Raw genomic sequence first — 15,336 nt, forward strand, 5'->3', positions numbered from 1 at the left:
CCCCCGCCCGGACCGCTACCTCCCACCCCTCGAAGAAGGACCACGCATCGTGCATCAGGACACAGACGGATCCAACGGTTCGGCGGCAACCCCGCTGAGCCTGACCGGCGCGCAACGGGGTGTCTGGTACGGCCAACAGCTCGACCTCGCAAGCCCCGCCTACAACACGGCCGAGTTCGTGGAGATCCAGGGCCCGGTGGACCGGGTCCGCTTCGAGGAGGCGCTGCGCAGCGCCGTCGCGCAAGCCGAAGCACTGCACGCCCGGTTCACCGAGGACGGCGGCGAGCCGCGGCAGACCCTGGGCCGGGCAGCCTGGCAGCTGCACGCCGTCGACGTGTCCGGCGAACCCGACCCCTGGTCGGCAGCCGACCGCTGGATGCGCGAGGACCTCCAGCGGCCGTTCGACCTGACGCGCGCTCCGCTCTTCGGGCAGGCGCTGATCACCCGCCGCCGCGCCAACCAGCTGGCCAGGCTGCTGGCGGCCCGGGGCGCGGGCCCGGGCCGGATCGTCGCGGTGGCGCTGCCCCGCTCGATCGACCTGGTCGTCGCGCTGCTGGCCGTCCTGAAGTCCGGCGCGGCATACGCTCCGCTGGACCTGGACCACCCGACCGAGCGGCTGTCGGCGATCCTTCAGGACACGGATCCCATCGCCGTCATCACCTCCGCCGCGGTCGGCACGGTGCTGCCCGGCGGCTCGCCCACCGTGCTGCTGGACGACCCGTCCACCGCGGCGGAGGCGGCGGCGCTGGCCGACGGGGACCTGCGCACCGACCGGTCTTCGCCCGGCGGTCCCGCCCCGGAGGACACCGCCTACGTCATCCATACGTCCGGCTCCACCGGCCGTCCGAAGGGCGCGGCGCTCTCGCACCGCGCGATCTGCAACCGGCTGCGCTGGATGCAGGACGCGTACGGCCTGGGCGAGGACGACCGGGTGCTGCAGAAGACCAGCAGCGGCTTCGACGTGTCGGTGTGGGAGTTCTTCTGGCCGCTGATCACCGGGGCGACCCTGGTGGTCGCACAGCCCGGCGGGCACAAGGACCCGGCGTACCTGGCCGAGCTGATCCGTCAGGAGGGCGTCACCACCGCCCACTTCGTGCCCGCCATGCTGAGCGCGTACCTGGCGGAGCCCGCCTGTGCCCGGCCGACCCGGCTGCGGCGGATCATCTGCAGCGGTGAGGCACTGCCCGCGGACCTGGCCACCAGGGCGGCGCAGGTCATGGGTGCGCCCGTGTACAACCTGTACGGCCCCACCGAGGCCGCCGTCGACGTCACCGCCTGGGCGCACACCCCCGGGAGCACCGGTGTGTCGGTGCCGATCGGCCGACCGGTCTGGAACACCCGTACCCATGTGCTGGACGCGTTCCTGCAGCCGGTCGTGCCCGGGGAAGCCGGTGAGCTCTACCTGGCCGGCGTCCAGCTCGCCACGGAGTACCTGGGGCGGCCCGCGCTGACCGCACAACGCTTCGTCGCCGACCCCTTCGGGCCGCCCGGGACCCGGATGTACCGCACCGGCGACCTGGTCCGTCAGTTGCCGCAGGGCGAGTTGGAGTACCTGGGCCGAACCGACCACCAGGTGAAGCTGCGCGGGCTGCGGATCGAACTCGGCGAGATCGAGTCCACTCTGACCACCCATGACGGCATCGACGCGGCGGTGGTGCTGCTGCGCGCGGACCACGGCACGGGCGCGGGGGCGCCCGCGGCCGAGGGCCGGGAGATGCTGGTCGCCTACGTGGTGCCCCACCCCGGCGTCGAGCCCGACCACGAGGTCTGGCGCGCCCACCTGGCCCGCACGCTGCCCGAGTACATGGTCCCCGCCGTCTTCACCGTTCTGGACACCCTGCCGGTGACCGCCAACGGCAAGGTCGACCGCGCCGCCCTGCCCGCGCCCCGACTGCCCGGTGCCACCGAGGACGAGCGGCCGGCCACGGTGCACGAGCGGATCCTGTGCGAGGTGTTCGCGCAGGTGCTCGGACTGCCCGGGGTCGGCACCGGCGACAGCTTCTTCGCGCTCGGCGGGCACTCCCTGAGCGCCGCCCGGGTGGCCGCGCGGGCCCGTACCGCACTGGGTGTGGAGGTCTCGATCGGCGACCTGTTCCAGGAGCCGACCGTCGCCGGGCTGGCTGCCCGGCTGAACCGCGCGCTGCCCGCCCGGCCACCGGTGCGCCCCGTGCCGCGGCCCGCTCTGCTCCCCCTCTCCTTCGCCCAGCAGAGCATGTGGTTCCTGAACCAACTCGACACCTCGGCCGCCACCTACAACATCCCGCTGGTGGTGCGGCTGGAACAGGACGTCGACCACGATGCGCTGCGGGCGGCGCTGGCGGACGTCACCGACCGGCACGAGAGCCTGCGGACCTTGCTGCCGCAGGTCGGCGGTTCGCCACGCCAGGAGATCCGCGCGCCGGGCACCGTCCGTCCCGAGCTACGGGTGGTGGACTGCCCGGAGCAGGAAGTCCAGGCGCACGTCGACGACGCGCTGCGGCGTCCGTTCGACCTGACGCAGGACCCGCCGCTCTGGGCCGGCCTGTACGGCACCCAGCCCGGGACCCGGGTGCTGGTCGTCGTCGTCCACCACAGCGCAGCCGACGGATGGTCGCTGCGACCGCTGGCAGCGGACCTCTCCGCCGCGTACGCGGCCCGGCTGGAGGGCCGGGCGCCGCAGTGGCAGCCCCTTCCCGTCCAGTACGCCGACTACACGCTGTGGCAGCGCGACCTGCTCCAGGACCGGTCGACCACCGCCAGTACGACGGCCCGTCACCTGGCCTTCTGGAGGGCGGCACTCAACGGTCTCCCCGAACAGACCCCGCTCCCGGTCGACCGGCCCCGCCCCCAGCCGGCCACGCACCGCGGTGCCGCCCTCGCGCTCGAAGTGGGCCCCGATCTTCACCGCGGGCTGCTGCGCCTGGCCGAGGAGAGCGGCGTCAGCCTGTTCATGGTGCTGCACGGCGCCCTCGCCGCACTGCTCACCCGCTGTGGCGCGGGCACCGACATCGCCATCGGCACCCCGGTGGCCGGACGGTCCGACGAGGCTCTCGACAACCTGATCGGGCTGGTCGCCAACGCCCTGGTGCTGCGCACCGACACCTCGGGCGACCCGGGCTTCGGCGACCTGCTCGCTCGGGTGCGGGCCTTCGACCTTGCCGCTTTCGACCACCAGGACCTGCCCTTCGACCTGCTGGTGGAAGAACTCAATCCGGTTCGGCACCCGGCACGGCACCCGCTGTTCCAGGTGATGCTGGCCCTGCAGAACAACTCCGAGGCCGTCCTGCGCCTGGGCGGCAACCAGGCGCCGCTGGAGCCGAGTTCGACCGGTACGGCCAAGTTCGACCTCTTCGTCGACGTGCGCGAGCGCCGCACCGCCGACGCCGCCCCAGCCGGTCTGGCCTGCCGGATCGAGTACAGCACGGACCTGTTCGACCCGGGCACCGTGCGGCGGATGGCCGACGCCCTGCACGCGCTGCTGGCCGCCGTCGCCGACGACCCCGCGCTGCCGATCAGCGCCCTGCCCTCCCCCGACCGGTCGGCCGAGCCCCTAGCGGACCGGGACAGCGGGTTCGACCCGGCACCGCTGGAGCGCGAACTCCTCACGCTGGGCGGGATCCGCGAGTGCGTTGCCCTGCCGCCCGCACCGGACGGGCCCGGCCGGCCCCGTCTCCTCGCCGTACCCACTCGCAGCGGCGTGGTCGAACAAGCGGCGAAGGCCATGCGGCGGAGCGCGACCGATCCCGCTCGCGCCCCGCGGGTGGTCGCCGTCTCGGACCTTCCCAGAGACCCGGACGGGACGGTGGACACCGCCGCGCTCGAGCGGCTGCCGCTGCTCGACGGCGAGTCGGCCGAGCAGTGGCAGTGTGCCCTGGCCGCGCTGCCCGGTGTCCAGCGCGTGAGCGTGGCCCTGGAGGAGGTCCCGGAGGAACCGGGTCGGCTCTCCGTCGGCCCACAGGCCGACCGGCGCCCCGCTGGGCCGCCGGTCCGGCCCGCTCAGCCCGCGGTGGCCGCCAGCCCCGCCCTGAGCGAGGGACCGGAGCTGCCCGAGACCGCTCTGCGCACCTGGGGCCAGGCGCTGCGCGAAGCCGCCGAGGGCGGCGAGTACGCCGAGGTCGTCCACGTGCGCCCTGACGGCACCGAGACCCGGCGCTCCTACGCCGCACTGCTGGCGGAGGCCTCCCGGGTGCAGGGCGGACTGCGCGCACTGGGCCTGCACCCCGGTGACCAGGTGATCCTCCAGTGCGACGACACCGAGGACTTCCTGGCCGCGCTGTGGGGCTGCGTGCTGGGCGGCTTCGTGGCCGTGCCGCTGTCCGTCCCCGTCTCCTACCAGGTGGCCTCCGCTGCGGCGGCCAAACTGGAGGGCGTCTGGCAGATGCTGCACCGACCGTGGATCGTCACCTCCGCAGCCGGCGAGGCGGACCTGCGCGAGCTGGCCGGGCGACGGAACTGGTCCGGGCTGCGGCTCGCCACCGTCGACGCGCTGCGCCAGGGCGCGGCCGACTCCCACTGGCACCCGGCGCAGCCCGACGACACGCTCCTCCTGCTGCTGACCTCCGGCAGCACCGGCCTGCCCAAGGCGGTCCGGCTCAGCCACCGCAACGTGCTCACCCGTGCCGCGGCCACCGCAGCGATGAACTCCCTGACCGAGCACGACGTCTCACTCAACTGGATCCCGCTCGACCACGTCACCGGCGTGGTGATGTTCCACCTGCGGGACGTCTTCCTCGGCTGCCGGCAGGTCCACGCGCCCACGTCCTGGGTCCTTCAGGACCCGCTGCGCTGGCTGGACCTGGCCCACCGGCACCGGGTCAGTGTCACCTGGGCACCGAACTTCGCCTTCGGCCTGGTCGCCGAACAGGCCGAGCGGATGGCCGGGCGCGACTGGGACCTGACGCCGATGCGCCTGGTGACGAACGCGGGCGAGGTGGTCGTGGCGGCCACCGCCCGGCGGTTCCTGAAGGCCCTCGCGCCGTTCGGGCTGGCGCAGGACGTCATGCATCCGGGCTGGGGCATGTCGGAGACCTCCTCGGTCGTGACGGACGCCCGGCTGCCCGCCGAACCAGGCGACGCGGACGAGACGTTCGTCAGCTGCGGGCTTCCCTACCCGGGGTTCGCCATGCGGATCGTGGACGAGCGGGACGTCGTGGTGGCCGAAGGAACCGTCGGCCGGCTCCAGGTGCGCGGCAGCTCGGTGACCTCCGGCTACCACGACAACCGGCAGGTGAACGCGGAGTCCTTCACCGTCGACGGCTGGTTCGAGACCGGGGACCTGGCCTTCCTGCGCGCCGGTGAGCTGTTCATCACCGGCCGCGCCAAGGACGTCATCATCGTCAACGGCGTCAATCACCACAGCCACGAGATCGAGGCGTGCGTCGAGGAACTCCCCTTCGTGGTACGGAGTTTCACCGCAGCCTGTGCGGTGCGCAGCGACCCCGCAGCCAGTACCGACGAACTCGCGCTCTTCTTCCACCTCGAAGCGGGCCAGAACCTCGCTCAGGCCCTGCGCGCGATCCGGGGGAAGGTCACCCGGGAGATCGGCGTCAGCCCCGCCCACCTGGTACCGGTCGAGACGGCACAGATACCCAAGACCGAGATCGGCAAGATCCAGCGGACCCGGCTGCGCAAGCTCTTCGAGGCGGGCGCGTTCGACGACGCCGCCCGAGGCTCCGAGCTCCTGCTCGACAGCGCGGCCACCGTGCCCGACTGGTTCCTGCGCCCGGTATGGCAGCGCGCCGAGCAGGTGCACTCCTCGGAGTGGACAGCGCGCCACACCCTGGTCCTGGCCGGGCGCCACGCGCCGGCCGTCGAGGTGGCCGAGGCGCTCGCCGCGCGGCTGCGCCAACAGGGCAGCCGGTGCACGATCGTCACTGCGGCCGACGCCTTCGAGCGTCTGGGCGCGGCCCGCTACAAGCTGCGGGTCGACGCCGTCGAGGACCACCACCTGCTGCTCGGCGGCCTGACCGGCGACGACCGTCCGGTGGACGCCGTGCTGCACCTGGGTGCTTTCGGCGCCGGGCGACAGGAACCGGACTCCGTCGAGGCCCTGCTGGCCGCCCAACGCGACGGCGCCGACAGCCTGCTCTGCCTGGCCCAGGCCCTGGCGGCGGCGCATACGCCCGGCAACCGGGTCAGCCTGCACCTGGTGACCAGCGACAGCAGCGCCGTGCTGCCCGAGGACGCCACGGGCTACGCCCACGCCGCCGCGGGCGGGCTGCTCAAGAGCCTGCCCGAGGAACTGCCGTGGCTGAGTACCTGCCTGGTGGACATGTCAGGCACCGACCCGCAGCGGACAGCCCGGTTGCTGCTGTCCGAGGCCGCGGTGCCGGTGACCGACCGTGAGGTGGCCTACCGCAACGAGCAGCGCTGGGTGCGCCGGCTGGCGCAGCTACCCGCCCCGCTGCCCCGCACCGAGCCCGCCGCGCCCGACGGGTTCCAGCTGATCAGCGGCGGCCTCGGTGGCGTGGCCGTACCGCTCGCCGAGCACCTGCTCAAGACGCCGGGCACCCGGCTGCTGCTGCTCGGGCGAACCGAGTTGCCCGAGCAGCACACCTGGGCCGACCACCTCACCCGCGGCGGCGAGCTCGGCCGCCGGATCGAGGCCTACCGAATCCTGCGCGAGCAGGGCGACGTCCTGTACGCAGCCGCCGACATCACCGATCCCGCCCAGGTGCGGGCCGCGGTGGAGAAGGCGACGGCCCACTGGTCGGCGCCACTGGCCGGGGTGCTGCACCTGGCCGGCACCGTCGACCAGCAGCCCGCCGCCGGGTACGACCTGGTGCGGTGGCGTGCCGAGTTGGCCGCGAAGGTCACCGGCGGCTGGGTCCTGCACCGGTTGGCGGTGGAGCTCTCGGTGATGTCCTTCCTCTCCTTCTCCTCGGTCAACGGGTTCTTCGGCGGCTCCCTGAGCGGCGGCTACAGCGCCGCCAACGCCTTCTTGGACGCCCTGGCAGCGCACCAGCGTCGGCACTGCGCCATGGACGCCGGCAGCCTGGCCTGGAGCATGTGGGACGAACTCGGCATGAGCCGGGGCTTCGAGCTCAAAGCGCTCACCCGGGTGCGTGGCTACCACGTGCTGGACACCACCGCGGCACTGCGCTCGTTCGAGCTGGCCCGCCGGGTGGCCGAGCCGCACGTGCTGATCGGTGTGAACCGCGGTGCTCCCTGGGTGCGCGGCCATCTCCTCGCACCCGCACGGCCGGTGCACCGGCTAGCGGGCCAGGTGGTCCTGGCGGAGGGCGCCGACCTCGGTGCCCTCCACCAGGCGGCCTCCGACGCCGCCCGGCGGCTGGGCGTGGACGACCGGTGGGTGCTGCGCGCGGCCGGGTCGCCCGCGCCGCAAGCCGGGCCCGACGATGCCGCGGCGGCCCGCGACGCCACGGACGCGGCCAGGCGCCGGGGCCTGGAGCAGACGCTGTCCGCGATCTGGTGCCGCGCCCTGGGACGGGACCGGATCGGCGTCGAGGAGAACTTCTTCGACCTCGGCGGCAACTCGTTGCTGCTGGTCGGCGTGCAGACCGCGGTCAACCGGGAACTGGGCTGCGAACTGAGCGTCGTGGACCTGTTCGGCCATCCGACCGTCAAGGCGCTGGCCCGTCACCTCGACGAGAGCGGGACCGCGCGGGCCGGCGGCAGCGTCGCCGACGTCCGACCCGCACCCGGCGCGGCCCTGGAAAGGGCCAGGCAGCAGGCGCAGCGCCGGCAGACGGCGCGCAACCGGACCAGCCGACCGAGCAGGAGGAGCGAGAACAATGGCTGACACCGCGCTGAGCGAGTACGCGACCGACGACGACATCGCGGTCATCGGCATGGCGGCCCGCTTCCCTGGCGCCGACACGGTGGAGGAGTTCTGGGCGAACCTCGCCGCCGGCCGGGAATCGGTCCGCCCGATCACCGACGAGGAGTTCCTGGCTGCCGGTGGGGACCCGGCCGACCTGACGGATCCCCACCTGGTCAGGATGGCCTCGGTCATCGAGGGGATCGACCGCTTCGACTCCGCGTTCTTCGGCTACAGCCCCGCCGAGGCGGAGATCATCGACCCCCAGCAGCGCCTGCTGCTGGAGTGCGCCTACCACTCCCTGGAGGAGGCGGGCTACGCGGCCGACCTGGCCGAGCAGACCGTCGGCGTCTACGCGGGCGCCGGGGACAGCCGCTACTATCCGGCGCACGTCCACCCCAAGTTCGCCGGTCAGCCGGCCTCGGTCGCGCTGGTGCACGCCGCCACCGCCAACTCACTGGGCACCCTGGCCACCCGGATCTCCTACGAACTCGGACTGACCGGCCCGAGCCTGTCCCTGCAGACCGCCTGCTCGACCGCCCTCGTAGCGATCCACACCGCCTGCCAGGACCTGCTGAACCACGCGTGCGACCTCGCACTGGCGGGCGCGGCGTCGTTGAACCCTTCGGCGATGCTCGGCTACCGCTACATCCCAGACGGTCCGTTCTCCCCGGACGGCCGCTGCCGCACCTTCGACGCCGCCGCCGCCGGCACCTCCTCGGGTGACGGAGTCGGAGTCGTGGTCCTCAGGCGCCTGGCGGACGCGCTGGCCGACGGCGACCGGATCCGGGCCGTCATCAAGGGCTCGGCCATCAACAACGACGGCCGCCGCAAGGTGGGCTTCAGCGCGCCCAGCCCCGACGGCCAGCTGGAGGCGATCCTCGCGGCCCAGGCCGCGGCCGGCGTCGACGCGGACTCCATCACCTACGTGGAGGCGCACGGCACCGCCACCCGGATCGGCGACCCGATCGAGGTCGCCGCGCTGACCGCGGCGTTCCGGGAGAGCACCGACCGCCGCCAGTACTGCGCGCTCGGATCGGTCAAGACCAACGTCGGCCACCTGGGTGCCGCCGCCGGGATGGCCGGCTTCATCAAGACGGTGCTGGCGCTGGAGCACGGCCAGATCCCGCCGACCCTGCACCAGGGCCTGCCCAACCCGCTGATCGACTTCGCGACGAGCCCCTTCCGGGTGCCGACAACGCTGGAGGAGTGGGAATGCGAGGGACGACCGCGTCGGGCGGGCGTCAGCGCCTTCGGGATCGGCGGCACCAACGCGCATCTCGTCCTGGAACAGGCCCCCGCCCCGCGACCGCAGGACCCGCCCGCGCACGAGGACGTCCCGCAGTGGCACGCGCTGGCGCTGTCCGCCCGGACCCCGGGTGCCCTGCGCGGCCAGGAGGAACGCCTCGCCCGCCACCTGGCCACCCGGCCGGACCTGGCGCTGGCCGATGTCGCCCACACCCTGCGCGTCCACCGCCCCGCCATGGCGCACCGCTCCGTCGTGGTCGCGGCCGGCGTCGCCGACGCCGCCGAACTTCTGCGCCACTCCCGGCCCGCGAACCCCGCGACGCGCGCCGAACGGGCCCCCGCGGTGGCCTTCCTGCTGCCGGGCGGTGGCACCCAGTACGTCGGAATGGGCGCGCAGTTGTACCGCGACCTCCCGCTGTACCGCGACACGGTCGACCGCTGCGCCGCGATCCTGCGGCCGGTGCTCGGCCGCGACCTGCGCACCGCGCTTTACGAGCACGCCGAACCGGGCAGCGTGGACGCCTTCCTCGCCCTGGTCGTCACCGAGTTCGCCCTGGCCACCGTGTTGATGGAGCGCGGGGTCCGGCCCGATGCCCTGATCGGCCACTCGCTCGGCGAGTACACCGCAGCCACGCTTGCCGGGGTCATGTCCCTGGAGGAGATGCTGCCACTCGTCGCCGAACGGATCCGGCTGATCGCCTCCGCCGGCGGAGCGACCGTCAGCGTGATGCTGGGCGAGGCGGAACTGCGCGAGTACCTCACCGAGGACCTCTCGCTGGCCGCGGTCAACGGTCCGAGCGCCTGCACCGCCGCCGGACCGTCGGGAGCCGTGGCGGCGCTGGAGCGGCGTCTGGCCGCCGCGCAGGTCCCGCACCGTCGCCTGCGGATGCCCGCCGCGGCCCACTCCCACATGCTCGACCCGATCCTGGCCGACTTCGCCGAGGCACTGCGCGCGGTCACCCTGCGCCCGCCCCGGATCCCGTACGTCACCAACGTGACCGGCACCTGGACCACCGACGAGCAGGCGACCAGCCCCGCACACTGGCTCGACCACACCCGACGCACCGTGCGGTTCGCCGACGGCGTGAGCTGCCTGTGGGAACGCCGCAAACCGCTGCTCGTGGAGGTGGGCCCGGGGGACGCGCTGACCAGGCTCGCGCTCACCGGACCGGCCGCCCGGTCGGCGACCGCGGTGTCGGCCATGCGCCACGCCAAGGCCGAGCGCCCGGACCTCCAGGTGCTCACCGAAGCGCTCGGCCGGCTCTGGGCGAACGCGGTGCCCGTCGATCTCGCTCCGCTGGGCGCGGCCCGGTCCGGCGGCCGCCGGGTGGAACTGCCCGGCTACGCGTTCGACCGCCGCCGGCACTGGATCCCGGCGCCGACCGCACCCCAACCGTCCACCGCCGAACCCCACGAGGCACCGGCGCAGGCGGGGACGACCGCGACGGCCGGCGGTCGCACCCCACGGGGTCTGCTGGCGACCGCCTTCGTCGCCCCGCGCACCGACCGTGAACGCGCCATGGCCGAGCTCTGGGAGGAGGCCCTGGGGATCGACCGGATCGGGATCCACGACAACTTCTTCGACCTCGGCGGCGATTCGATGCGTGCCGTCCTGCTCACCGGGCGACTGCGCAGTGCCTCGGTCCTGGACGTCCCGGTCGCCGCGCTCCTGGCCTCCCCCACCATCGCCGGTCTCCTGGAACACGCCGGCACCCGGGCCGGGGACGCCTTCGCCCCCCTGCTCGCGCTGCGCCCCGACGGCGACCAGCGCCCGCTGTTCTGCGTGCACCCCGGCGGCGGCATGGCCTGGCGCTACGCCGGACTGCTCCCGCGGCTCGGGGCGCACCAGCCGGTCTACGGAATCCAGGCTCGCGGCCTGGACGGCGTCGGCCGGCCGGCGGCCGGCGCGACGGAAATGGTCGAGGACTACCTCGCACAAGTGCGCAGCGTGCAGCCCCGGGGGCCCTACCGGATCCTGGGCTGGTCGTTCGGCGGCATCGTCGCCCACGCGATGGCCACCGCGCTGCAGCACCAGGGCGAAGAGGTGGAGCTGTTGGCGCTGCTGGACGCCCCGCTGGTCGACTCGTCGGCCGACCACCACGTCCCCACACAGGAGGAGACGGAGCGTCAGGTGGCGGCGCTGCTGCTGGGGGACGCCGGCATCACCCTGCCGGACGACGCCGGGCCGCTGGACGTCACCCGGGCGCTGCAGCTGCTCGGCCAGGCCGGCGGCGCGGCCGACGGACCGGCGAGTGTGACACCCGATCAGATCAGCGCGATTGCCCGGGTCATGCGCAACAACCTGCGCATCGCCCCCGAGTTCCACCGCGAGGTCTTCCACGGCGACGTGCTGTTCTTCAGCGCCACGGGTGCCCCAGCCGCCGCCCACCCCGGCCACCGCGCCGATCCGGCACTCGCACCGGCCAAGGCCGACGGGTGGCGCCGCTACGTCGACGGCAGGGTCGAGGACCACGCCGTGCCCTGCGGCCACTACGAGATGACCCGGTCCGAGCCGATCGACCGCATCGGCGCGGTGTTGGCAGCCGCCCTGGCCCGATCAACCCGCTGACCGCGCCCGCACACCACAGCCACGAGGAGCCCTTGTGCAGAGTCCGTTCGATGATCCCGGAAACCACGAGCCGTCACATCTACTGCTCACCAACGCGGCCGGGGAGCAGTCCCTGTGGCCCGCGTTCGCCCGGGTGCCGGCGGGCTGGACCGTCACCACGCCGGCCACCAGCCACCGCGCCTGCCTCGCCCGCCTGGAGCAGGCCGACCCCGTCGGCCCCGACGCGCCGACCGCTCACGCACCCGTCCCCTACCAGAACCGCAGGAGCCCACAGTGACCGCAGTGACCAAGGAGCTCTACGAACTCGGCGACGCCCCGCCGCTGGGGCAGCCCCCGAAGCGCATGTACGCCTCGCTGATCCGCCCCGATCGCTACGGCCGCCCGCTCGACGCCTTCCGCACCGAGGTCGTGGACGTGCCCGCGATCGGCCGCGGACAGGTACTCATCAAGGTGATGGCCGCCGGCGTCAACTACAACAACGTCTGGGCAGCACTGGGCGAACCGCTCGACGTGATCGCCGCTCGGCAGCGGCGCGGCGAGCCGCAGGACTTCCACATCGGCGGTTCGGACGCGTCGGGCGTCGTGTGGGCGGTCGGTGAGGACGTGCGCACCCTGAGGCCGGGCGACGAGGTGGTGGTGCTCGCCAACCAGTGGGACGAGAGCGCCGATGACATCCGGCTGGGCAGCGACCCGTCGACGTCGAACTCCCAGCGCATCTGGGGCTACGAGGAGAACTACGGATCCTTCGCGCAGTTCACCGTCGTCGACGAGTACCAGTGCCACCCCAAGCCGGAGCACCTGTCATGGGCGGAGTCCGCCTGCTACCTGGCGACCGCCGCCACCGCCTACCGCCAGTTGTTCGGCTGGCCACCCCACACCGTGCGCCCGGGCGATCCCGTTCTGGTGTGGGGCGGGGCCGGCGGACTCGGCTGCATGGCCATCCAGCTGGTGCGCTGGGCCGGCGGCGTCCCGGTGGCCGTGGTCTCCAGCGACGAGCGGGGCAAGCACTGCGTCAAGCTCGGCGCCAAGGGCTACCTGAACCGCCGGGACTTCGACCACTGGGGCCGGCTGCCGGACGCCTCGGACGACGAGGCGATGGCTGCCTGGTTGTCCGGCGCCCGGGCGTTCGGCCGGGGCTTCTGGGAGGTCCTCGGCGAGCGCCGCGCGCCGCGGATCGTCCTGGAGCACTCCGGCGCCGACACCATCCCGACCTCGATGTACCTGTGCGACAACGCGGGGATGGTGGTGATCTGCGGCGGTACCACCGGCTACAACGGCGACGTCGACCTGCGCTTCCTGTGGATGCGGCAGAAGCGCCTGCAGGGCTCGCACTGCTCCAACGCCAGGGAGGCCCGCGAGGTCACCCGGCTGGTCGACCAGGGCCTGCTGAACCCCTGCCTCTCGCTGACCTTCGACTTCGACGAGATCGGTGCGGCCCACCAGCTCCTGCACGACAACCAGCATCCCACCGGAAACATGGCCGTCCTCGTCAACGCGGGGCGATGACCGTGGCCGACTTGCGAATCGACGGCTCCGTCGCCCTGGTCACCGGGGCCGCCTCGGGCATCGGCGCGGCCGTGGCCCGGGCGCTCGCCGCTGAGGGCGTCGCGGTCGCCGTCACCGACGTGGACGGCGAGCGCGCACGCCACACCGCCCGTGCCCTGCGCGAGGCGGGCGGCACCGCCGAAGCCCATGCCCTGGACGTCACCGACGCCGACGCCGTGGAGCACACCGTCGACGACATGACGAGGCGGCTCGGCCCCATCGACCTGCTGGTCAACGCCGCCGGGGTGCTGCGCCCCGGCCTGCTGCTCGACCTCGGCGACGAGGACTGGGCTCGGACCTTCGCGGTGAACACCACCGGCGTGTTCCACACCTGCCGCGCGGTGGGCCGCCGGATGCTGGCGCACGGCCGCGGCGCCATCGTCACCGTGGCTTCGAACGCGGCCGGAACCCCGCGGGCCTCGATGGGCGCCTACCCCGCGTCCAAGGCTGCCACCGCCCACCTCATGCGCTGCCTGGGCCTCGAACTCGCCCCGCACGGCATCCGGTGCAACACGGTCTCACCCGGCTCCACGGACACCCCGATGCAGCGTTCGCTGTGGCCCGCCGGCCACCAGGACACCCCTGCGAGCGAACGGGCGGCGCTGGAACGGGTACTGGCCGGTGACCCGGCGTCGTTCCGCACCGGGGTGCCGTTGGGCCGCATCGCCCAGGCCGACGACATCGCCGACGCGGTGCTCTTCCTGCTCTCCACCCGGGCCCGGCACATCGTCATGGAGGACCTCTACGTCGACGGCGGCGCGACCCTGCACATCTGACCGAACCCATCAGATCCATTCCCGATCGTGCGTCACCCACCAACGGAGCAGTACCGATGACCACTCCCACCGCGCGCCAGCACACCGACTCCCTTCGCCGTCCTGCCGCCACGGCAGCCCCCCGCGCGAAACAGGCCACGGCCGCCGACCTGCTCGCCGACTACCGCCCCGGAGCGGCCTGGTTCTTCTCCTCGCCGCGCGGCACCCTGCTCGCCGAGGGCGTCCGAGCCACCATCCCGGCCGCCGCCGGCGAATCGGTCGGCCACGACCGGCTCGCCGACCGGATCACCGCGACGCTGCAAGCCGTGCGCCGCGGGCCGGACGACCGACCACTGGCGATCGGAGCCATCCCCTTCGACCCCGCCGACCCGAACCATCCCGCCCACCTGGTGGTGCCGCGCGCCGTCCGCAACGCCCCGCCACTGGCGGCGCACCCCCCGCTGGCCGACCACGGCACACCGGCGACCGGCGGAGCGGCCGACTGGCACGTCACCGCTGAGCCCGCTGCCGCCGCCTACCGAGCGGCCGTCGCCGAAGCCGTCCGCCGGATACGCGCCGGAGACCTGGAGAAGGCCGTACTGTCACGCTCCCTGTTTCTGACCCGTTCCGCTTCGGAGCATCCCGTCTCGGACCGACCCGCCGGGTCCGCGCTCGACCTGCCGCGCATGTTGCGGAACCTGGCCGGACGCGATCCGAACGGCTACACCTTCGCCTTCGACCTACCGTCCTCCCCCGGCGGCGCGCCGCGAACCCTTCTCGGTGCCAGCCCCGAGCTGCTGGTCGCCCGCCACGGCGACGTCTTCACCGCCAACCCCCTCGCGGGGTCCGCGGCGAGGTCCACCGACCCGGTCGAGGACACCGAGATCGGGCAGCGGCTGCTCGCCTCGGAGAAGTGCCGCCACGAACACGCCGTCGTCGTCGCCGCGATCCGGGACGCGCTGGCCCCGCTCTGCCGCGAACTGCACGTGCCCGCCCAGCCCTCGCTGATCCGCACCGCCACCCTGTGGCACCTGTCCACCCGGATCACCGGTCACGTCGCCGACCGGAACATCGGCTCGCTCGACCTCGCCCTCGCGCTGCACCCGACTCCCGCCGTGTGCGGCACACCGCCGGACCGGGCCCGCGCCCTGATCCGCGAGCTGGAGCCCTTCGAGCGGGGATGGTTCACCGGAGCCCTCGGCTGGTGCGACGTCGAGGGCGATGGCGAATGGGCCGTCACCATCCGCTGCGCCGAGGCCGAAGGAGACCGGCTGCGCCTGTTCGCGGGCGCGGGGATCGTCGCAGGCTCCGACCCGCAAGCCGAACTCGTCGAAACCGACGTGAAGTTCCGCACGTTCCTGCTGGCTGCGGGCGTCGACCCGCGATCGCTCTGAGCCCACCGCCCGCTCCAACCGGGCTGACCGCCGAGCCCCCCGAGCCATCACGCCACCGCCTCCGGA

The 15,336-nt window shown here is 73.5% G+C and carries 6 protein-coding genes; all 6 read left to right on the top strand.

All coding sequences use genetic code 11. From position 1 onward, the window contains the following. Positions 1-49: 49 nt before the first annotated feature. Positions 50-7,741, top strand: a complete 7,692-nt coding sequence (locus ACZ5ON_RS31235; RefSeq protein WP_465599734.1) for an amino acid adenylation domain-containing protein — start codon at positions 50-52, stop codon at positions 7,739-7,741. Then, positions 7,734-11,576 carry a type I polyketide synthase gene (locus ACZ5ON_RS31240; RefSeq protein ID WP_465599736.1) on the top strand — a complete coding sequence of 1,281 codons (3,843 nt, stop codon included), beginning with the start codon at positions 7,734-7,736 and terminating at the stop codon, positions 11,574-11,576. The genes ACZ5ON_RS31235 and ACZ5ON_RS31240 overlap by 8 nt, the downstream gene beginning before the upstream one ends. Before the next feature lie 34 nt (positions 11,577-11,610). Then, positions 11,611-11,853, top strand: coding sequence for an MbtH family NRPS accessory protein (locus ACZ5ON_RS31245; protein ID WP_465599739.1), 243 nt, complete (start codon positions 11,611-11,613; stop codon positions 11,851-11,853). Positions 11,854-11,918: 65 nt separating this feature from the next. After that, positions 11,919-13,082 (top strand): crotonyl-CoA carboxylase/reductase, encoded by a 1,164-nt coding sequence (ccrA, locus tag ACZ5ON_RS31250; RefSeq protein ID WP_465599789.1) that lies wholly within the window; start codon positions 11,919-11,921, stop codon positions 13,080-13,082. Continuing rightward, positions 13,079-13,897: a 2,3-dihydro-2,3-dihydroxybenzoate dehydrogenase gene (locus tag ACZ5ON_RS31255; protein ID WP_465599741.1), complete on the top strand. Its 819-nt coding sequence runs from the start codon at positions 13,079-13,081 to the stop codon at positions 13,895-13,897. Before ccrA ends, ACZ5ON_RS31255 begins: the two co-directional genes overlap by 4 nt. Before the next feature lie 56 nt (positions 13,898-13,953). Further along, complete coding sequence (locus tag ACZ5ON_RS31260; protein WP_465599743.1) at positions 13,954-15,270, top strand: isochorismate synthase; 1,317 nt, start codon at positions 13,954-13,956, stop codon at positions 15,268-15,270. Positions 15,271-15,336: the final 66 nt, after the last annotated feature.

Source organism: Kitasatospora sp. NPDC032150 (assembly GCF_055579945.1).

Coding starts and splice junctions, on each gene's coding strand:
- ACZ5ON_RS31240 (WP_465599736.1), top strand. CDS start 7,734: ATGGCTGACACCGCGCTGAGCGAGTACGCGACCGACGACGACATCGCG.
- ccrA (WP_465599789.1), top strand. CDS start 11,919: ATGTACGCCTCGCTGATCCGCCCCGATCGCTACGGCCGCCCGCTCGAC.
- ACZ5ON_RS31255 (WP_465599741.1), top strand. CDS start 13,079: ATGACCGTGGCCGACTTGCGAATCGACGGCTCCGTCGCCCTGGTCACC.
- ACZ5ON_RS31260 (WP_465599743.1), top strand. CDS start 13,954: ATGACCACTCCCACCGCGCGCCAGCACACCGACTCCCTTCGCCGTCCT.